Genomic DNA, 19203 nt, shown 5'->3' with positions numbered 1-19203 from the left:
TTATCAACTAATTATTTTTTTCTTAAATAAAAGAGAAACTTCTCCTTATATAAGAAGTTTTGTAAAGTTATAAGCTATAAATGCCAATGAATATGCCGCTATAGAAGTAAATATCAAGAGATAAAAAAAGTATTTTATACCGCCTGCCTCACGCGTAAAGACAACTGAAGCTGCTAAACAAGGAAGATATATCATAACAACTACTATAAAAGCAACGGCAGAAGCAAACGAAATATTTTTTGATATTATCTCTTTTAACGAGCTGTTTTGCTCATCAACCTCATTACCTAAAGAGTATAAAACACCAAGTGTTGAAACAACGACTTCTTTTGCCGCAAGTCCTGTTTGAAGGGCTACGCTCATTTTCCAGTCAAACCCAAGCGGCGCAAACAGAGGCTCCGTAAATTTACCTATTTGACCTAAATAACTCTGTTCTAAATTAGCCTCTAAAAACTTATTCTGCAACTCCTGTTTATTCTCTTTGCTCTGTGCATTTTCTATTTTTACGTCATACTGCTCTTTTAGCTCTAAGTTATGCGGATAGTTACTCGCAAACCATACAAGCATAGAAGCCGTGGCAATAAAAGTACCTGCTTTTTTCAGATACATTAATGTTTTTGTAACAACCGTATGCCAAATAAGTTTTAAAGACGGAAGTCTATATTTTGGCATCTCCATAACAAAAGGCTCGTCTATGCCCTTAAATGCAGTCAGTTTTAGTATCTTTGCCGCAATAAGTCCCAACATCGCTCCCATTATATAGATAGCAAAAAGAACATTTCCCGCCATTGATTCGGAAAAAAATGCTCCTGCAAAAAGCACGTAAACGGGAAGTCTTGCTCCGCAGCTCATAAAACCGATTATAAAAAGAGTAAGTAGTCTGTCACGGTCGTTTTTTAAGATTCGAGCCGACATGTAAGCTGGAATAGAACATCCAAATCCAGTCACAAGCGGTATGAACGATTGCCCGTGAAGACCAAATTTATGAAAAAATCCATCAAGTAAAAATGCAACTCTTGACATGTAGCCGGTACTCTCTAAAAGTGCAATTCCGATAAAGAGAATTACAATATTTGGAACAAACAATACAACCGCTCCCACACCTGAAATGATTCCATCAACAACAAGAGAACGAACATCGTCATTTGATATTGTCGCACCTATCGTATCTCCAAGCCAACCAAAAAATGCATCAATCCAATCCATAGGAATTGAGCCTATCTCAAAAGTAAGTTGAAAAAGAGCCCACATCAAAAAAAGAAATATCGGAATACCCAATGTTTGGTGTATAAGTATAGAATCTATTTTATCGGTAATTGTTTTTTTCTCATCCTCTTTCTCCTGCTTTAATACCTCTGCCGCTACTCCTCTGTTAAACGAAGCATACTCAGAAGCAAAAGCCTCTTTTATATCATTGCTGTCATGGTGAAGTTCTATATGCTTTGACGCTTCTATGAGAATCGGCTGTAACTCTGTCCAAATAGGGTCGTCATGGAGCTTTGCATAAGTTTTCCTATTGTTTTTAAGAAGATTTATCGCTATATTTCTATATGAGTTTTCATCTTCATATTTATGTTTTGCCAGATAATCTGCTATTATTAAAATCTCCTCTTCAACTGCCTCGCTAAAAATAAGCTTATACTCCATAGCCTCATTTTCATATTCTTGTATCATAGCCTCTATAAGCTCAGCTATGCCCTCTTTTGTAGCGGCAGAGACTTTAACACAAGCAAATCCCAAAAGTTCCGACATGTACTTATTGTCTATTTCGATACCCTCTTTTTTTGCCTCATCGCTCATATTTAGTGCAACCATCATTTTTTTGCCGACACTCATAAGCTCAGAGGTTAGCTGAAGGTTTTTTTGAAGATTTGTGGAGTCAACAACATTTATAATCAAATCATAATAACCGCTTGATAGATACTCACTTGTTACTCTCTCTTCTATCGTATAGTCGTTTAGCGCATAAGTTCCGGGCAAATCGACTACCGTAAAGTGATAATCTTTATAGTCAAAAAGTACTTCGCTCTTCTCGACTGTTACTCCCGTAAAATTTCCTACATGTAGATGTGCATTTGATATAGAGTTGATAAGCATACTTTTGCCTACGTTTGGCTGACCGACAAGTGCTACTTTAATATGTTTTGCGGTTATCGGACAGGTTTTTGTATTTTTAATCATACTTTTTCTACCTCTACGAGTTCCGCTTCTTTAGCACGCAGTGCGATTCTCATTTTGCCCACTTTAATCTCTATTGTACTTTTAGCGGGAGCATGTTCTAAAACTTCTACTACCGTATCTTTCATAATTCCAAAAGATATAAGTCTCTGTTTTAGTTCAGAATCGGCATTTAACTTGACAACTTTTACAATACAAGCTTTTTTACATTCGCTTAATTTTTTAATAGACATAATTAACTTTCTATTTTTTTGTGCAATTATAACTAACGGCAAGTTAAATACAAATCTCTCTCGCCGACAAACCTTCCGCCAAAGACTTTATAGTCGCTTTTTTGAGGTTTCGTCGCGGTTATAATACAACTCTTAGTGTTTTGCATGTAATAGTCCGAGCTGTTTGTGTAGTAGTTGTCAAAAACTCTAAAACCAGACTCTCGCAGTATTTCTACTGATCTGTTGCTAAAGATAACTTCGTCACTATCTTTTACATGTACTATTATCTGATCCATCGGAGAGAGTTTCGCATCATATTTAAATACGAAAAAGAGATTGAACCCCAAGATAAGAAGCAAGAGTATCTTTTGTTTTTGCAAAATATCTGCTAAAAACAGATATCCTATAAAAACCAAAGGAACAAGATGTCTTAAATTGTCGGGATTTTGGGCTATTAGCATCCATAAAAGGTATGAAAAAAACAACATGTAAAGAGGCAGAAAGTTCTTGTTATATCTAAACAATATAAATAATAAAAAGATAAAAGGCAGGTTGGGAGTTGCAAATATTTGATTAAACCAGTTACTATCGCTGTTTTGTCCTACTCCCCATACGTTAAAGTGTCCACTTAAGAACCTTTTTGCTTCATAAAAGTATAAAAAGCCGTCCATTGCAAGAAGGTAAAGTAAAAAAAGAGCCGTTACTAAAACAAAAAAAAGCATAACCTCTTTGAACGACTCTTTTTTAAATACCCTTAGATACAAGATTAAAACTAAAAACAAAACCAAATACGAAGGTCTTGCAAACAGCGACACGCTAAGTATAAAACCGGTTAGTTTGTACCTTTTTATCTCCAACATGTAAAGAGATAAAAAGAAGAAAAAAAGCCCTACGCTCTCGCTTAACATACTTAAAGATATATTTATCAGATAAGGCGAACTGATAATCAGTAAAAAAGTTATAAAAGCCGTTTTTTCATTACTAAGCTCTCTGATATATAAAAATATTATCATAGGCAAAAAAGAGCCGCAAAGAGAGGTTAAAACAAAAAGAGAGTATTTGCTGTCTTCTACAAAAAAGTTTATACCCTTAGCCAAGATGATAAGAGTCGGGTATCCTGGAAAATGTGGGGAAAAATCTATAACACTAAAATCTAAAATTCCCCTTGATAAAAAAAGAGAGTCGTCATTATAAAAAGACGGCTCGTAAGAAAATATATATGCTACATGTAAAACGCTCAGTACGAGTACAGATATCCTATAAAGATATAAGTGACTGAACGATATCGACGATGATTTTTTGATATTTTGCATACGCTTCTTTATCCGCACTCTTGCTTCCAACACCGAAAAGTCCCGGGTTGCCTATAGCTTCATTGCAGCTTTTGATGGAATTTTTCAATTTTTCATCGACGCTTTTATCCAGTGAAATAGAGAGCAGTTTGTAAAATTTGTTCGCTTTTGCAAGCATCACTTTTGCTACATTATAATTGTCGATGTTTTTAAATCCGCCCTCTATTCGTCTTTGAATTTCGGCAGCCAAAGAGAGTTCGAGATATTTTACGCTCTTGGCTTTGTCTTTTTGTTCTATAGAGTTTTTCAGACCGTCATATAGACCCTTTACAAAATCATCGTTTAGATATCGGTAGTTTTGTTCGTACTCCGCAAATATCTTCTTTGCATCCGAAAAATCGTCTCTATTTATCGCTCCGACAATCCTCTCTTTTGCATCGATTGTCGGCTCTTTTCCGGCTGCCGCATACGAATATGCGCTAAGTTCAAATACTCCTAAAAAGACAAAAAACATATTTAAAAACACTACATGTATAAACTTCATATCAATCCTTTGTTAAATTTAAGCTACGCTTTTGGTTTCAATAACCTCTTTTTCGTTTCTGTGATTAAAGATTTTATCTTTTGTAATCTCACTATCGCCCAAAATCATCTTTGCCGCCATAAGTCCCGTCTCCATTGCCGTATCTAAGAAAATATATCTAAAAGTTCCCTGTCTTCCTGCGATTACTAGGTTTTCAAATCTATTTAGATGAGATATAGCTCTATCCCTGTTGTCTTTATATTTTATATCCATCAAGGTATAAGCATGTTCTGTCTCAAACACAAACGAGTCCGCTATTTTATCTTCAATATCAAAATTAAGCTCTTTAAGGTCGGCTTTTACGATTTTAAGCAACTCTTCTTTATCCATATTCCAGATATCGTCACCCTTGTCACACGGTATTTCAAGCATGATAGAGCTTTTTGATACAGGCGACATGTAAGAAGACCTTCTTTTTGGCTCTTGTATTCTAGTAGGCAAGAGTTCAAAATCACTTACATACTGCCATGTATAAGGAGAAAAATCTTCCATATCGAGTGCAAGACACAAAAATCTCAAACTTCTAAACTTCAGTCCGCTCTCGTAACCCAACTTTGAACTCATCTCATTTAGCGGCATTGTCGAGATAATATCTTTTGCCTCAAACACCTCATCTTTTGTAACTACGGACTTGATTCTATTTTCATCATACTCAAATGCCGAAACATCTGTATCTACAAATATTTTACCGCCTAACTCTTCAAATTTTTTAGCCATATTCAGAGGCAACTGCCCAAATCCGTACTTTGGATATCTGTAACTTTTGGCGTATGTTCTTACGCTGTTTTTGTTTTTAAAAAGAAGCCTTTTAAAAACATCCTTTAAATCCAGCAGAGATATCCTCTGTCCTGCCCAATCTGCGCTTAACTTAGATGGTTTTATACCCCAGAGCTTATGCGTATATGGAGCGAAAAAGTTGTCGTAAAGGGTCTTGCCGAATCTTGATTTTATCCAACTCTCAAAACTTTTATCGTCAGGTTTCGTGAATTTCAAAAAGATTTTAAGCGTATCTATAAATGCTCCAAAAAGCAGCCAAAAAGGGGCTTTTTTTAGAAGATTTGCCAGATTGAGAGGATAATCGTAAACCCTGTTTTTATGCAAGATAACCGAACTTCTCTGCGATACCAAAAGGTTGTCGCCTAGTATCTCCTCTACAAAATCAAGCAGTTCTTTATTGTTTGTTATAAATCTATGTCCGCCGTAGTCAAATCTATACTCGTCATCTTTAACACTAAAGCGTTCGCTTCTGCATTGACCGCCGACTTCGCTCTCTTTTTCTATTATATTGACGCTTTTGCCGCCTTGAAGCAGTTTTATACCTGCTATAAGTCCGCTTACTCCTGCACCTATAATTACAACATCACTTTTTTGCATATGTCTTTGTCCATAAAAAAATAGCTATACTCATGTAAGAGAGCCAAGAAGCAAAATGAAGAAGCGAGGGCGAGGAGTTGTAACCAAACAGTGCTCTTAAAAAGATTCCAAAAGTGCTTCTATCGTCCAAAATATAAGATATATCATAAATAACCGGAACAAAAGTAGGCAGTATATTTGTTGCCTGCATCATAGAGACGGCGCTTCCAAAAAGACCTCCTGCGATGATAAGTATCAAAAGAGCGCTGTACTTGAAAAACTCTTTTATAGGAATATTTTTAACTCCTCTCATCAAAGCGTAAACGAGTGCCAAAGAGAGCAAAAGTCCTGATACTGCGCCGATTATCCCCTCTTGTATAGTCATGTTCTCGCCTATGGTAAGAGAAGAGAAAAACAAAACAGTCTCCACGCCTTCTCTAAGTACTGCTAAAAAGGCTAAAAAAACCATTCCTGCGATATTCTCAGTCGTTATCAGCCTGTCTAAATGATGCTCCATTTCGCCCTTTATCTCTCTGGATTGATTTGCCATCCATATTACCATATAAGATAGCACCGCCGTGGCAAAAAGCAAAATAGTTATCATAAGATAATGTTGATAACCCTCATCCTCTATATCATAAATAACGACTTGAAAGATATAAGCTATAACAAATGAGACTGCTATGCCTAAAAACACACCTGCATATACAAATTTATTGTACTTTGTAACGTCCATCTTGCCCAAATAAGACAAAATTATTCCTACAATCAAGAAAGCTTCCAACCCTTCTCTGAACGTGATTAAAAAACTTGCTAACATTATTTATTGTCTCCGTTAAATTTTTTTTCTACTCTGCCAATCTCTATTACCTGCGGATTTGGAAGCTGAGGATAACTTTTTTTTACGGCATCGGTAACCCACTGAGGATATACTCTGAAATTCAGCTTTACGCCTACATGTAGCGGATACTCTGCTTTACTTAAAACATCCGTTTTATAGACCTCTTCTCGTCTTTTGCCTGCGGGTATTCTGGTATCGCTTAGCATCTTTGTATATTTCCAAAAAAGAAGATCAACTTTTTTACCCTCGTCATCACCGAATACTTTCATAAACACTCTTGCATCCTCGCCTAAGTTTCCGTCTGCTTTTAATTTTCCGCTCTCAAAAAGAGTTTTTCCTTTCGCATCTTTTACGCTCACTTCAAGCCATAACTCTCTAAAATCCGCAACTCCCGTAGGCAGATGATGTCCTGCTCCGACATTTGTAACGCCTACTCTTATCTCATCGCCCTCCACGCTGACGTCAAGTTTTGCCGAGGTTTTTAAAAGCTGCAATGTCTGATCTTCATGTTCTTTGTTTTTCAAGCCCGATAGAAAATGGTTAGAACCTGCAAAATAGTGAACCTTTACATCTTTTTTAAGTTTTCCGCCATCAGTCGAGTGTCCTATTTGAGGAGCAAATTTTCCATCTTTCATATAAGTCATATGACAATCTATACATGTTTTATGTTTAGACGAATCATCTGGGTTATTAAAAGGAGACTCCTGCCACTCTTTAAATGTAGAGACTATCTTCGAGCCGAGGGCAGGAGAAAACTCGTCATGACATGAAGCACAATACACCGGCTCTTTATATACCGGTTTCATATAGCTTTGCGCATGTATTTTTGGTTTTGAGTTTATAAGTCTATGAGAGAGCCACTGCCCTAGTTTTGAATCACTGTCTTCAAATCTATATTTTTCTCTGTTGTCTATATCTACCGTGTATCCTGCATTTCCTCCGGTATCTTCTACTTTTACGATTCTATGACATGTAATGCAGGAAACTCCCTCTTCAAGCTCTTTATTGCCGTGTATATCAAGTGATTCTACCAAGCTTTTTGCACCCTTGTCAAAAAATTTATTCATAGTGTCCGTAGTTTTAGCGACTCCGCTCGTGAGCGCAGAAGGATTATGACACCCCATACACCATTTTCTAAACTCTTCGCCCTCTGTCTTTGCTGCCAAATTTTCCAAAACCAAATAGTATGGATTTGTGCCGACTAAATTTTTATGGTTTGAATCCGCCCACTGCTCAAATATATCACTATGGCAAGATTTACACTTAGCAGAATTAGTCCAATCCTCTGGATGATAACTCTCATTACCTCTATCTGTCTTTATCCAGGTAGAGAGATAAGGAAGATTCTCTTTTGACGTGATATATGAGTGGAGACTTTGCATCTTTTGCTCTAGCTCTTTGGGCATATTATCGGGATTGACAAGCTGTAAATTCGCCTTTTTATCCGCACCCATTCCACCTTGGGTATCTCTTGCTATTATCACATAGTTTTTAAGAGGCTCTTTTGCCAAAAAGTTTTTTATATTGTCATGCCCGATATTTGCTCTTTTACTCTTATCATATACGCTATCTTCAAATAAAAATCCGTTTGTAAAGTTAAAACCCTCAAAGTGACACGAGTTACAGCTCATCCAAAAATCTCCGCTCATCGGAGTAGTTTTATTTGTGTTTGTATTTGCGTTGTTAAAAAGAGTCTTTCCTTCTCTCATCTCTTTTGAGAGAGGATCGTTTTCTACAAGCTTTGCAAAAGAGTCTTTTAACATAGTAACTCTTGCAAAAGGGTGCGAACCGCCGTTATCAAGAAGTGTCATATCAAGTCTTGAAGCATTTTGAACATAAATATTGTTATTGTTTGGGTTTAACAAAATTGCTCTTGGGTTTGTATTGTTTGGATAAGCTCTAAAAATATGCACTGCTTTTGCACCGCTTCCGCTTACTTTAGACTTTTTTCTGTGTCTGCTTTTTTTAGAAAAACCGGAACTTCTCTCTATGCCAAACACCATGATATCTTCGCTTCCCGAAAGTGTCACGAACGCTTTTGCCCCGTCGCCGGAAAATGCCAAATCAAGGGGGTTTGAAACTATCATGGTTTTATTGATATTGTCCAAAATATTTATTGATTTAAAGAGATGCTTTCTATTTAGCTCAAGTTCCTTCTCTTGCCCTTTTTCTAAAGATATCACCGAAACAGCAGGAAATACGGTTGATTGAAACTGAAACGGATGATCAAAGTTCCACAACACATGAGGCAGCCATGCTTCGCTTCCGTCTGGTTTTATCTCGATATCGTCAAGCAGTCTGGGAACTCCTTGAGAGACAAACTCGTCTTTGTCTTGGGTTGAGTGAAGCTTTATAGTCTTTAGAAGTTTTAAAGATTTACTGTCATATATAGAAACAACGCCTATCATAGAGTGAGAAACAAGCAATCTTCCATCATCGCTAAGCGCCAATCCTCTTGGAGTTTTTAAACTCTTTATCGTTTTTTTAATCTCCAAAGTTTTATCATCTATAACCAAAAGTTCGCCGTCCTCAAAAACGGATACGAAAAAAGATGAGTTCTTTTTATCATGTATTATCGCATGAGGTCTGTTTTTTGTTTTTATCTCTTTTACGACTCTATTGTCTGCATCTAAAAAGATTACCCTGTTTCCCATATAATCGGTAACGCCGTAAAGTGATTCATCACTTTTAAAAGCTATCCTTCTTATATCTTCGCCGAGTACTTTTTCAAAGATTTTTTTACCACTTTGTGCGTCTATCTTCGTAATGCTTCCTCCGTCTAAGTTTGCACTGTAGATATAGTTTGCATCTTTTGTAAGATATAAAGCACAACTACTCGTACTTGAGTGTGCAAATGTAGGGAAGAAAACCATAAAGAAGAGACTCGCCGCAATAGAGTACCTGAACCCTTTCATATAGATATCTGCTTTTTTTCTCTCGATTTTTGCAGCCGAATACTTTATATGATGCCATAAAAGAGGAATCAAAACAAAAGAGCCGTACAAATGGATATAAAACGATGACATTCCGATTGTATCTCCGCCTCTGTTTCCAAAAAGAAAAAGATAGATACCTGATAGTGTTATAAGCAGAAGTATTAAGCCTAGGAAAATAGCACCAAGATTTTTTCTCTTTTTTAAGTTAATATTTTTTTTATACTTATATACATGTATATTTACAAATGGAATAATCAAGAAAAAAGAGATAAAAAGAGCGCTTATTACATGTAGTGCTTGAAAAAAAGTAAAATATTTCCACTCTATCTCAAGTAAATTCCACTGTAAAATACCTGTAATAAATAAAAAAACTATAGCAGTCGTAATATAGATAACTTTCAAAATGTCTTTCCTGTTTTGCAGTATAATAATAATTATTATCAATTATATAGAGTTTTTCTTGAAATACTACTTAATAATGAAAATGATTATTAATAAACTTCTTACAGTTCCTAGATTGCTTCGTCATTTTACTCCTCGCAATGACAGCAAAAAATGTCATTGCGAATGATAGTTATTTTGAAAGCTTGACTTTTGCAGCCATTGTCATAGCAGTACCGTGTTTGCCGCCTGCTGCGGTAATAGAAGACACATTGTCTTTATCACTGTTTGTATCTTTTAGATTATCGGCAGCCATAAACTCTCCCGTGTCTAAAAGCCACTCGGCAAGTTGAGCACCTTGTGAAGTAGAGTTTCCGTTAATTACGATTTGAAACCATCTTGTAAACCTGTCTGTCAGATTTTTAAGTTCAAGAGCAGGTTCTTTTTCTACTCCCGTATTTTTAAGATGCTTTATAGCGTCTCTTAAACCTCCGCTTACGGCAGCTATAGCATAAGGGGTATATTCTTTAGTAGAATCTACATATGTACCTAGGTTTGAATCATACATGTTTTTTTCTATAGCTATCATCAAAGACCTTGCTTCGTCTCTGTACTTTTTATTATGGGTTGCCAAATAAGCTGCGCTAAGACCGCGAACTACCGCAAACTGAGTGCCAAGCGATTTTACAGATGATGCACCTTTATTGATAATAAAAGAGTCACTGTACAAACCTGTTTTAGAATCTTTTAGATTCTTGATTAAAAAATCTGCTTGAGAGCTTATCAACGATAGAGCTTCTTTGCCTCTTTTACTCTCTAGCGACTCAGCACCCTCTCCTGAGCCGTACCCGACAGGAAGAGCATCAACGGCACGTTGAAAGATTCTAAGAGCTTCCATAGCATATGCGGCGTCGTATGTAGTTACTTCTAAACCTTTTTCACCGTTAAACTTATCTACGAACGTACCTGCTTTTTGGTTATAGTGAATCGTGGATAAATTTTCAAAAAGAAGATTTAGCAAGTTGCTAACAACCGAGAACGCATCATCGGTTTTTACATCATTTTTTTCATTACCGTCTGTATTCTTTTTTGGAGCAGATTTAAAAGGGTCTCCGTCAAAAACACTTAAAAATGCCGGATTTTGATTTTTATTGCTTCCTCTTTGGTCGCTATATGCAAAAAACTCGCTTATTGGCCATAAAAGCTGCCAAACATCTCTTAACTCTGAATCTCCCTCTACAACTTTTAGAGTATCAACTGATTTTGTAGAGTTCTTATTTCCTTCTGTTACAGCCACTTTATGCGCAAACCAGATAGGATTTTTTGAAGCGTCATAATCAGGACTAATCGATGCTCCTAAATTTTTACCGTCAAACCCAAGTTTTTCTTGAAGATATAAGACTCCCTCATGTGCCAACTCGGTTAAAATCGCTCCGTTTACACCGTCAGCCGAAGAAACACCGAGTGCATATTTACCGCTTTTGTCCATATCTGAACTAGTTGCTTCAGTCTCTTCATCTCCTTCAACCGTATGCATTCCGCCTAAAAAATCCTGCGCCCACATAATGTCTTTAAGTAATGCCCCTCCAAAAGCGGCAGGGGTAAATGACTTATCCATTCCCTCCTCTACCCAAGCAAGAGTTTTATAATCTCTCAGATACGCAGGCACTGCAGTTTTCACTTTTTTCTCTTTGCCGTGGCTAAAGACTACAACCTCATCATTATTTACCACGGTAGTATCTACTTTAGCCGAAAATTCAGGCACGCCGGATGTATAAGGCAGTGCGGTCGGATGCATATTTAAAGGTATGATTTCCGGGTCATTCCCAGTAACTTTAGCAAAATGGATAAAACGTTTTGCCAAAGACTCCATATTACCGCCTCTTTGTGCATTCAAAAGCCCGTTAACCAAGTGCGGCCCCATTTTTGACTGGTAGTTTAGGGCATACATCGCCTCTTCGGAGTATTCGTAACTCTCTATTCCCGCGGTATAGTCAAACTCGGTAGGCATATTTATAGCATTTGGGTCGAGGGTATCAAGATCAAGACCTAATGATTCAGCCAAAGGCTCTCCCGAGAGTTCAAACTCTGTATAAGCAAGCATTGCCCCCGCCGTGTTAAATCTTTTGTCTAAAACTTCCGCTTTCGTATCTTCAAAAGGTTTTGCAAAAGCTAGTGAAGAGATAAGCATAGATGCAACTATTGATATTTTCGTAATCTTTTTTATCCTGTTGTTCATTAATAATTCCTTTAAACTTTAAAAGCTGTACGAGACTAAAGCTCTTATATTTTCCCAATCTCCGCCGTTGCTACCGCTGTTTTGTTTGTCATCGTCTTTAACATATATAGCCGCAATTGTTAGGTTTTCATTCGGTGTATATTCAAAGCCCACATTTTGTTCTACAATATGCTCTTTTGCGCCTAAAGAGTCCTCATCTCCTTTAAAATCTCCATATGCATACATAAAACCAAAATCGCCGACTGTATAAGTGATACCTGCGACAATCGCATTTACATCTCTGTCTGTCGTAATAGCATCGATAATCATAGAGTCCATATTTGTATATAAAGTTCCTCCGCCAAAACCGGAAAAGCTTCCTTTGCCTGCTTGTTTTTTAGAGTTGTTGTACGCAGCAGATAGAGAAAAATCTTCAAACATAACAAGTTCCGCCATTGCACCGTATATAGAAGAGTCAATTCCACTGTTGTCGGATTCACGCTGATTTATATATTGTGCACTAGTATGAAGTGCATAATCTTTTGAGAGTGCCATATGCAGTGATATATCCGCATATGCAGATTTGTTTGCTACATTTCCCGTTGCACTGTTTGGATTGGTATCTTTTGAGATATCATAATACCAAAGAGATGTATCTATAAAATCTGTAGAGTATGATACTCCTGTGAAGTAGGTTCCGTCTTCGCCTGTTTTAGACCAAGGATTATCAACAGACAAACCGGCGTCTGTTCCTTGCCACTTTGTAAGCAAACCTCCCATAAGCATCAAACCGTCATTTTCATAAGTTACCGTATATGCTTCAAATGTATTTAAAATAATTCTAATATCATCACTATCAGCTAGTGGAGTGTCTATTAATTGACGCCCTGCGCGAAGATTCAACCCACCGTTTTTATAGTTTATATAAGCTTGAGAGAGTTCTGTATAGCTCCCTTTTTCTGAAGATATTTCACTATTTTGTTTCGTATCATCACCTGTTGCAAAACCGATATCGTGTGACGTAGTAAGCTCTACGGCAGCATTAAACCCTTTAAACTCTGCAAGTTCATATTTTAACTGACCGCCGATTGCCGTTGCATGTTGATTCTCTGTTGCATTATTGTTATAACCTGAATACAACACTCTTACTTGACCAGAAACTGTACCATCTTTAAATACATGCTTTATATTTTCAGCAGTTGACACCTCTTTTTCCTTAGGTTTTGCAACCTCATCAATTACGTCTCTGACCGAGTGTTCTCTATCTTTGACTTTTTGAGATGCTTCCTCCGCTGCACTTGCATTGCCGTTTAACATTAAAACAGCAAGAGATGCACTAAAAACTATTTTTTTCATAACTTTTAACCCTTTATTTAAACTTACTTTTGAAATGATAATCAGTATCAACTTATATATAACTTAATATTGATAATTCTTATCATTTCTTCTAATCACTGATTTTATAGTAAAATAAAATTTTATTTTTAGGTTATAATTTCAATAAAAAGATTATTATGAAATTTCTATTTACAAACCAATCTCACTTCAATTTAGCAAATATGTTTACTTTTGTAAATATCACTGCGGGGCTTACGGCTACTTATTTTATTACGCAAAACAACTTTTTTGCAGCTATTATTTTGGCATGGATAGGAGGAGCTTTTGATATATTTGACGGTAAAATCGCCAGAAAATACAAGCTCTCAAACGAATTCGGCGTTCAACTTGACAGTTTTGCAGATTTTTTAAGTTTTGTTCTTGTTCCCGTTTTTTTAGTATTTCAAGCCGTATATGACCAAAATCTCTCAGGTTCAACACTTCTACTAGCGGCGATTATAAGTATATATTACGTTATATCTGGGCTTAGAAGACTTATACAGTTTAATATAAATTCAGATGTAGGAGAAGTTAAAAAATATTTTACCGGCGTACCTACACCTCTTGGGGCAATTTTGCTTTGGCTTGTTTATCTAGCTTATACATATACAATATTACCGGTTTTTGGGGTAGTAGTACTCATGATAATTATCGGGTGGAGTCTAAACTCAAAAATAAGAGTTCCTCACCTCTAAATTTATTTTTATTTGCCATTTAGCGCATATTTTCCGCTGCCTAGCATGAATATAAGAATTGACATTACAAGATACAAAAGTGGAAGTTCAAAAGATGGCGCGCCATGTTTTCCCAAAGTAAAAAGTGCATTACCGTAAGCTAAAAATATTGCAGCAGCCATATTAAATGCTAAAATCAAAGATGCAACTCTAGCATACGCTCCAAGAAGAATTAAAATCGGCATCACAATTTCTCCGATATAAACACCGTAAGCCAAAAATTCAGGCACTCCCGTTGAAGCTACAAAATATTTTACTCCGCCTATTCCGTTAATAACCTTATCAAAACCATGAAAAAGTATCATAACTCCAACAGTAACTCTTAGTAGAAGTCTTGCAATATCATTTGTCATTTTTTATCTCTTCTTTAAATCTGCAACTGCCTACAGTTATAGTTTTACCGGTTTTTATCGCCTCTTTAATATACTTTAACGTACCATTTGGATCGGCGTTGCCAATCTCCTCTTCAATAATTCGTAAAAGATCTGCCTCATTTGTCACTGTCCAAGTTGTTTCATAGTTGTACTGTGTCTGTATATTCATAGTTATTTTTCTCACTTAGCTTATTTTAGTATTATCATAATAATATCCAAAAAATAAAAAATTCATTATTTACCATTTACATCAATTCCATTTATTGATTTATTTACACAGTATAAACTTAAATAATTTCAAATATAATTTATTTAAATCAAAAACCCAATATATTTGGGTATAATTCGCCAAACAGTTTAGGGGAAGGTGCCTTGTTGGAAGCGACATGCTTGTATCATCTCCTATTTAAAGGATTATGATGCAAGAAAATGCACAAACTAACACAGAAGAGAAGTTGATCACATTTGATGATTTAGGATTAAAAAAAGAGATACTTAGAAGTATCAAAGAGGCAGGATTCACAGTACCTAGTCCTATACAAGCGGCAGCGATACCGTTTATTTTAGCAGGTCGCGACATAGTAGGTCAAGCACATACGGGAACAGGTAAAACTGCAGCGTTTGGTCTTCCGGCACTAAACAACATAGACGTAAACGACGGAGTTAGTATTTTAGTTATTACTCCTACTCGTGAGCTTGCAACTCAAGTTAGCGATGAGCTATTTAAATACGGAAGAAATATAGGTGCAAGAACAGTAACAGTTTACGGTGGAAGCTCTTACAACAGACAAATCGACCTTATTCAAAGAGGAGCGAGTGTAGTTGTTGCAACTCCTGGCAGACTTTTAGACATACTAAAAAAGAATCTTATTAAAGATTTTGCTCCTAGTATCGTTGTTCTTGATGAAGCAGATGAGATGCTTGACATGGGATTTTTGGATGATATCAATGAAATCTTTTCATATCTTCCATCAAACCGCCAAACACTTCTTTTCTCAGCTACTATGCCAAAACCTATTAAACTTCTTGCTGAGAGAATTTTGGACAATCCTGAATTTATAAGTATTACAAAAGGTGAAACTACAAATACAGATATCGACCAAGAGTACTATGTAATCGAAGAATCTGAGAGAGATGACGCAATTATACGCTTAATGGATGCTCAAGAGTCTAAAAAATCAGTAGTATTTTGTAGAACAAAAAGTGAAGTTGACAGACTCTCAAATGTTCTCTCAAACGCAGGATATCTTGCAAATGGTCTGCACGGAGATATGGAACAGCGTCAACGTGAAACAGTAATAAAAGGTTTTAAAAACAACGGCGTAAAAGTTTTAGTTGCAACCGACGTTGCGGCTCGCGGAATACATGTAGATAATATTTCACATGTATTTAACTACCATATTCCATTTGACCCTGAATCTTATGTTCACAGAATCGGAAGAACAGGCCGCGCCGGAACTAAAGGTAAAGCAATAACTCTTTTAACTCCGCTAGAGTTTAAAGAACTACAACGTATTAAAACAAAAGTAGGAACAACAATGACTCACGCATTTGTTCCAAGCAAAAATGATTTAAGAGCTAATAACTTAAAATCTATTGTTACAAAAATAGAAGATCAACACATTTATGACGAAGCACACCAAATTCTTGACATGTTAAAAGAAGATATAGATGAAGCGACAATTATGTTTAAGCTTGTATCTATGATTCTTGACAAACAAACTATCCAAGGTCCAAATGCTATCGGTATTCCTGCTGATAAATTAGCTGCTATTTTAGAAAGAGCCGATAAAAGAAGAGACACTAGAGGAAAAAGCGGAAGTCGTGGCGGTTTCCGTGGAAACAGAAGCCGTTCAGGCGGAAGTGGTGATAGAAATCGTACAGGAAGCGGTGATAGAAGCCGTACTGAACGTTCTGGCGGCGGTGGTTACCGTGGAACAAATTCTAGTTCAACTAGCAGCGGCGATAGAAATCGTTCAGGCGGCGGTGATAGAAACCGCAACAGAACAAGAGACTAAAAATCTGCTAAATAACCCGAAATTTCTTTCGGGTTACTCTCAATTTTACAAAAATATCAAAGCAAATAACTTCATTAAAACGATATAATTTAATCAAAAAAAGAGATTTTATGATTATTTATGAAAACAGTGAACTCTACATCGAAAAAGAGCCAAGCGAAATTCCGTGGCTAAAAATCTTTACAAAAGAACCTTACAAAGAGTTGGGAGACATTCCAAAAGAGTTGCGTATAAAACTTTGGGAAGTTTATGATATTGTAGAAGATGAGATGAAAAAATACTACAAACCCAAAAAAATAAATATGGCATCATTTGCGAATATGCTTCCTCGTGTTCATCTACATGTAATGGCTAGATTTGAAGAAGACTCTTATTTTCCAAACCCGATGTGGGGAGAAAAACTAAGAGATGCAGAGCTAGATTTACCTGATGAAGAGGAGTTTTTTAAAAGAGTATTTTACGCTTTACAAAATTCATAGGAAAAATAGTAACTATTTTTAGATTGTTAAAATTCTCAATTTTGCTTTAGTTCAAGGCAGAAATCAAGTAAAAGTGTTATTTTAACGGGCTAAAAGGGACAAGGGCTGAACCCCAGGTTAATCCCCCTCCAAAAGCATCAAGAAGCATAAGTTCTCCAGCTTTTAGCTTTCCACTCTCATATATATCGTTAATAGCCATAGGTATAGAAGCACCTGAGGTATTTCCATATTTTTCAACAGTAAGAACAACCTGCTCATCTTGAAGCTTTAATGCATCGCCGACTGCTTTTATGATTCTAAGATTTGCTTGATGCGGTACAAAATGTTTAACTTCAGAACTTTGTATATTGTTATCTTGTAATATCTCTACAACATCTTTTGTCAATGTTTTAACCGCAACTTTAAAGGTCTCGTTTCCTTTCATCTGCATAAAACAGCTTCCTGCTTCTTGCTCTAGCGAGTCATGCGCAGAGCCGCTTCCGCCATTTGGCGTCATCAATAAGTCAGCAAACTCTCCATCGGCTCCAGTATGAATATCTATAATAGCTTCGTCTTTATTATCAGTCACACTAATAATAGCCGCACCTGCACCGTCACCAAAAAGGATACATGTCCCCCTGTCGCTATAATCAGTTATAGCAGATAGTTTTTCTGCACCGATGATAAGAACATTTTTTTTCATTCCCGCTTCTATAAATGCCTTTGCGATAGAGAGTATATATACAAAACCGGTACATGCGGCAGATATGTCAAATGCAGTAATATTTTTAAGTCCGAGTTTTGTAGAAATAACCGTAGCTGTAGATGGCATACAGAAGTAATCAGGGCTGATTGTAGCACAAACGACCATATCGATTTGACTCTTATCTATACCGCTTCTCTCAATTGCTTTTTGTGCCGCCTTAACTCCCATATCGCTTGTAAACTCATTCTCTGCTGCAATATGTCGCTCTTTTATGCCGGTTCTTTTAGTTATCCAATCATCTGTAGTGTCAACCATTTTTGACAAATCTTCATTTGAGAGAATTTTAGAAGGAACATAAGCCCCGATAGAGCGAAATGCAGCATACGCCATTATATTTCCTTGTTTTTTAGCACTTCAAGTCTATCAACAATTTGTTCGTTAACATGATTGTCCACATAATTAATAGCTTGAAAAATAGCATTTTTTATAGCCTTTGGAGTACTTTTTCCATGACTTACAATTACACAGCCTTGAATTCCTATAAGCGGAGCACCGCCTATTTCTTCATAATCCATCTGTTTTTTGAGAAGTTTAAACACTTTTCTCATCAAAAGTGCTCCGGTAATCGCTATAGGAGACTTTCTGATATACTCTTTTATGAGTCCGCTTATTGTTGAAGCAACTCCTTCAGAAGCCTTTAAAACCAAGTTTCCTACAAAGCCGTCACAAACTATAACGTCACAACTGCCGTTAAATATATCGCTTCCCTCAACATTGCCTTTAAAACCTTTATATCCATCTAGCAATTTAAAAGCAGCTTTGGTTACTTCATTTCCCTTGCTTTTTTCTTCGCCGTTTGCAAGAAGTCCAATTGTTGGAGATATGCGAAACATTCTCTCAGCATAGCATCCGCCCATTACGGCAAATTGCGCTAAATGCTCAGATTTAGAGTCAACATTAGCACCGACATCAAGTATAATCGACTTGCGAGAGTTTTTTGTAGGCATAAGTGCAACAAGCGCAGGTCTTAATACACCTTTTAATCGTCCAAGTCTTAGTGTTGCAAGAGTCATTGTCGCACCACTGTGTCCAGCTGAAACAACTCCTTGAGCTTCGCCGTTTTTCACTAGCTCTACTGCTTTATAGATTGAACTCTCTTTTCTCTTTATAGCATCCGTAGCAGCATCATCCATAGAGACAATATCATCAGCTTCGACTATAGAAATCTTATCTCTATAACGCTTGGGTAACAGAGGTAAAATTTCTGATTTTTTACCTACTAAGATAGGAATAAAAAGTTTTTGTTTTAAAGCCTGAATACAACCTTCAACTATTGGTTTGGGACCGAAGTCCCCTCCCATCGCATCAATAGCAATCTTTACCATTGACTATTTATACTCACCGGTAGTTGGGTTGATATGGTGTGGAAGTTTATAAGTTCCGTCTTTATCTTTAACCGGTTTAGCTAAAGTGATTTTATAGTGAGTTCTTCTTTTCGCTGAACGTGAATGAGATACTCTTCGTTTTGGTACTGCCATAATA

Annotated in this window: 17 protein-coding genes; 3 read left to right on the top strand and 14 right to left on the bottom strand. The window is 36.6% G+C overall.

The genetic code is table 11. The features are described 5' to 3' along the window. Positions 1 to 45 precede the first annotated feature (45 nt). From feoB to A2530_RS07205, 9 genes are all read right to left on the bottom strand, one after another. Complete coding sequence (feoB, locus tag A2530_RS07245; RefSeq protein WP_294884737.1) at positions 46 to 2181, bottom strand: ferrous iron transport protein B; 2136 nt, start codon at positions 2179 to 2181, stop codon at positions 46 to 48. After that, complete coding sequence (locus tag A2530_RS07240) at positions 2178 to 2411, bottom strand: FeoA family protein (protein WP_363113984.1); 234 nt, start codon at positions 2409 to 2411, stop codon at positions 2178 to 2180. The genes feoB and A2530_RS07240 overlap by 4 nt, the downstream gene beginning before the upstream one ends. Positions 2412 to 2443: 32 nt before the next feature. Beyond that, positions 2444 to 3703: a hypothetical protein gene (locus tag A2530_RS07235; protein WP_294884738.1), complete on the bottom strand. Its 1260-nt coding sequence runs from the start codon at positions 3701 to 3703 to the stop codon at positions 2444 to 2446. Next, positions 3648 to 4226, bottom strand: a complete 579-nt coding sequence (locus tag A2530_RS07230; RefSeq protein ID WP_294884740.1) for a hypothetical protein — start codon at positions 4224 to 4226, stop codon at positions 3648 to 3650. The genes A2530_RS07235 and A2530_RS07230 overlap by 56 nt, the downstream gene beginning before the upstream one ends. An 18-nt stretch (positions 4227 to 4244) precedes the next feature. After that, positions 4245 to 5639 carry an FAD-dependent oxidoreductase gene (locus A2530_RS07225; protein WP_294884741.1) on the bottom strand — a complete coding sequence of 465 codons (1395 nt, stop codon included), beginning with the start codon at positions 5637 to 5639 and terminating at the stop codon, positions 4245 to 4247. Next, positions 5626 to 6438, bottom strand: a complete 813-nt coding sequence (locus tag A2530_RS07220) for an FTR1 family protein (RefSeq protein WP_294884743.1) — start codon at positions 6436 to 6438, stop codon at positions 5626 to 5628. Before A2530_RS07220 ends, A2530_RS07225 begins: the two co-directional genes overlap by 14 nt. Continuing rightward, positions 6438 to 9797 carry a multiheme c-type cytochrome gene (locus A2530_RS07215; protein ID WP_294884745.1) on the bottom strand — a complete coding sequence of 1120 codons (3360 nt, stop codon included), beginning with the start codon at positions 9795 to 9797 and terminating at the stop codon, positions 6438 to 6440. Before A2530_RS07215 ends, A2530_RS07220 begins: the two co-directional genes overlap by 1 nt. A 172-nt stretch (positions 9798 to 9969) precedes the next feature. Next, complete coding sequence (locus A2530_RS07210) at positions 9970 to 12015, bottom strand: hypothetical protein (protein WP_294884747.1); 2046 nt, start codon at positions 12013 to 12015, stop codon at positions 9970 to 9972. 18 nt (positions 12016 to 12033) lie between these two features. After that, positions 12034 to 13350 carry a hypothetical protein gene (locus tag A2530_RS07205; RefSeq protein WP_294884748.1) on the bottom strand — a complete coding sequence of 439 codons (1317 nt, stop codon included), beginning with the start codon at positions 13348 to 13350 and terminating at the stop codon, positions 12034 to 12036. Between the two features lie 158 nt (positions 13351 to 13508). Between A2530_RS07205 and A2530_RS07200 the strand changes: the two genes are divergently transcribed. Next, a complete protein-coding gene (locus A2530_RS07200; protein ID WP_294884749.1) occupies positions 13509 to 14066 on the top strand; it encodes a CDP-alcohol phosphatidyltransferase family protein in 558 nt (185 codons plus the stop codon). Between the two features lie 8 nt (positions 14067 to 14074). Here A2530_RS07200 and A2530_RS07195 read toward each other — a convergent pair whose 3' ends face one another. Both A2530_RS07195 and A2530_RS07190 read right to left on the bottom strand, forming a co-directional pair. After that, positions 14075 to 14458: a DoxX family protein gene (locus A2530_RS07195; RefSeq protein WP_294884750.1), complete on the bottom strand. Its 384-nt coding sequence runs from the start codon at positions 14456 to 14458 to the stop codon at positions 14075 to 14077. After that, positions 14448 to 14648, bottom strand: a complete 201-nt coding sequence (locus tag A2530_RS07190) for a hypothetical protein (protein ID WP_294884752.1) — start codon at positions 14646 to 14648, stop codon at positions 14448 to 14450. Before A2530_RS07190 ends, A2530_RS07195 begins: the two co-directional genes overlap by 11 nt. A 250-nt stretch (positions 14649 to 14898) precedes the next feature. On the opposite strand from A2530_RS07190, the gene A2530_RS07185 reads away from it, so the two are divergent. Together A2530_RS07185 and A2530_RS07180 are read left to right on the top strand one after the other, a co-directional pair. After that, entirely contained in the window at positions 14899 to 16497 is a 1599-nt protein-coding gene (locus A2530_RS07185) for a DEAD/DEAH box helicase (RefSeq protein WP_294884754.1), read from the top strand. Positions 16498 to 16607: 110 nt separating this feature from the next. Further along, positions 16608 to 16976, top strand: coding sequence for an HIT family protein (locus A2530_RS07180; RefSeq protein ID WP_294884756.1), 369 nt, complete (start codon positions 16608 to 16610; stop codon positions 16974 to 16976). Between the two features lie 76 nt (positions 16977 to 17052). Here A2530_RS07180 and A2530_RS07175 read toward each other — a convergent pair whose 3' ends face one another. From A2530_RS07175 to rpmF, 3 genes are read right to left on the bottom strand one after another with little or no spacing between them, the layout of a single operon-like run. After that, positions 17053 to 18051, bottom strand: coding sequence for a beta-ketoacyl-ACP synthase III (locus A2530_RS07175; protein ID WP_294884757.1), 999 nt, complete (start codon positions 18049 to 18051; stop codon positions 17053 to 17055). Further along, the gene (gene plsX / locus A2530_RS07170; RefSeq protein WP_294884759.1) at positions 18051 to 19046 is read right to left on the bottom strand and encodes a phosphate acyltransferase PlsX; all 996 of its coding nucleotides are present in this window, start codon (positions 19044 to 19046) and stop codon (positions 18051 to 18053) included. Before plsX ends, A2530_RS07175 begins: the two co-directional genes overlap by 1 nt. 3 nt (positions 19047 to 19049) lie before the next feature. After that, positions 19050 to 19199 carry a 50S ribosomal protein L32 gene (rpmF, locus tag A2530_RS07165; protein WP_008335740.1) on the bottom strand — a complete coding sequence of 50 codons (150 nt, stop codon included), beginning with the start codon at positions 19197 to 19199 and terminating at the stop codon, positions 19050 to 19052. Positions 19200 to 19203 lie beyond the last annotated feature (4 nt).

It is taken from the genome of Sulfurimonas sp. RIFOXYD2_FULL_34_21 (assembly GCF_001830805.1).
GTDB lineage: Bacteria > Campylobacterota > Campylobacteria > Campylobacterales > Sulfurimonadaceae > Sulfurimonas.
The sequence above is the reverse complement of the archived record's forward strand: the minus strand, read 5'-3'. Positions and strand labels throughout refer to the sequence as shown.

Bases quoted from the DNA above. Each gene is read 5' to 3' on its own strand.
- A2530_RS07200 (WP_294884749.1), top strand. From the start codon at position 13,509: ATGAAATTTCTATTTACAAACCAATCTCACTTCAATTTAGCAAATATG.
- rpmF (WP_008335740.1), bottom strand. From the start codon at position 19,199: ATGGCAGTACCAAAACGAAGAGTATCTCATTCACGTTCAGCGAAAAGA.
- A2530_RS07220 (WP_294884743.1), bottom strand. From the start codon at position 6,438: ATGTTAGCAAGTTTTTTAATCACGTTCAGAGAAGGGTTGGAAGCTTTC.
- A2530_RS07205 (WP_294884748.1), bottom strand. From the start codon at position 13,350: ATGAAAAAAATAGTTTTTAGTGCATCTCTTGCTGTTTTAATGTTAAAC.
- A2530_RS07190 (WP_294884752.1), bottom strand. From the start codon at position 14,648: ATGAATATACAGACACAGTACAACTATGAAACAACTTGGACAGTGACA.
- A2530_RS07210 (WP_294884747.1), bottom strand. From the start codon at position 12,015: ATGAACAACAGGATAAAAAAGATTACGAAAATATCAATAGTTGCATCT.
- feoB (WP_294884737.1), bottom strand. From the start codon at position 2,181: ATGATTAAAAATACAAAAACCTGTCCGATAACCGCAAAACATATTAAA.
- plsX (WP_294884759.1), bottom strand. From the start codon at position 19,046: ATGGTAAAGATTGCTATTGATGCGATGGGAGGGGACTTCGGTCCCAAA.
- A2530_RS07195 (WP_294884750.1), bottom strand. From the start codon at position 14,458: ATGACAAATGATATTGCAAGACTTCTACTAAGAGTTACTGTTGGAGTT.
- A2530_RS07240 (WP_363113984.1), bottom strand. From the start codon at position 2,411: ATGTCTATTAAAAAATTAAGCGAATGTAAAAAAGCTTGTATTGTAAAA.
- A2530_RS07235 (WP_294884738.1), bottom strand. From the start codon at position 3,703: ATGCAAAATATCAAAAAATCATCGTCGATATCGTTCAGTCACTTATAT.
- A2530_RS07175 (WP_294884757.1), bottom strand. From the start codon at position 18,051: ATGGCGTATGCTGCATTTCGCTCTATCGGGGCTTATGTTCCTTCTAAA.
- A2530_RS07225 (WP_294884741.1), bottom strand. From the start codon at position 5,639: ATGCAAAAAAGTGATGTTGTAATTATAGGTGCAGGAGTAAGCGGACTT.
- A2530_RS07180 (WP_294884756.1), top strand. From the start codon at position 16,608: ATGATTATTTATGAAAACAGTGAACTCTACATCGAAAAAGAGCCAAGC.
- A2530_RS07185 (WP_294884754.1), top strand. From the start codon at position 14,899: ATGCAAGAAAATGCACAAACTAACACAGAAGAGAAGTTGATCACATTT.
- A2530_RS07230 (WP_294884740.1), bottom strand. From the start codon at position 4,226: ATGAAGTTTATACATGTAGTGTTTTTAAATATGTTTTTTGTCTTTTTA.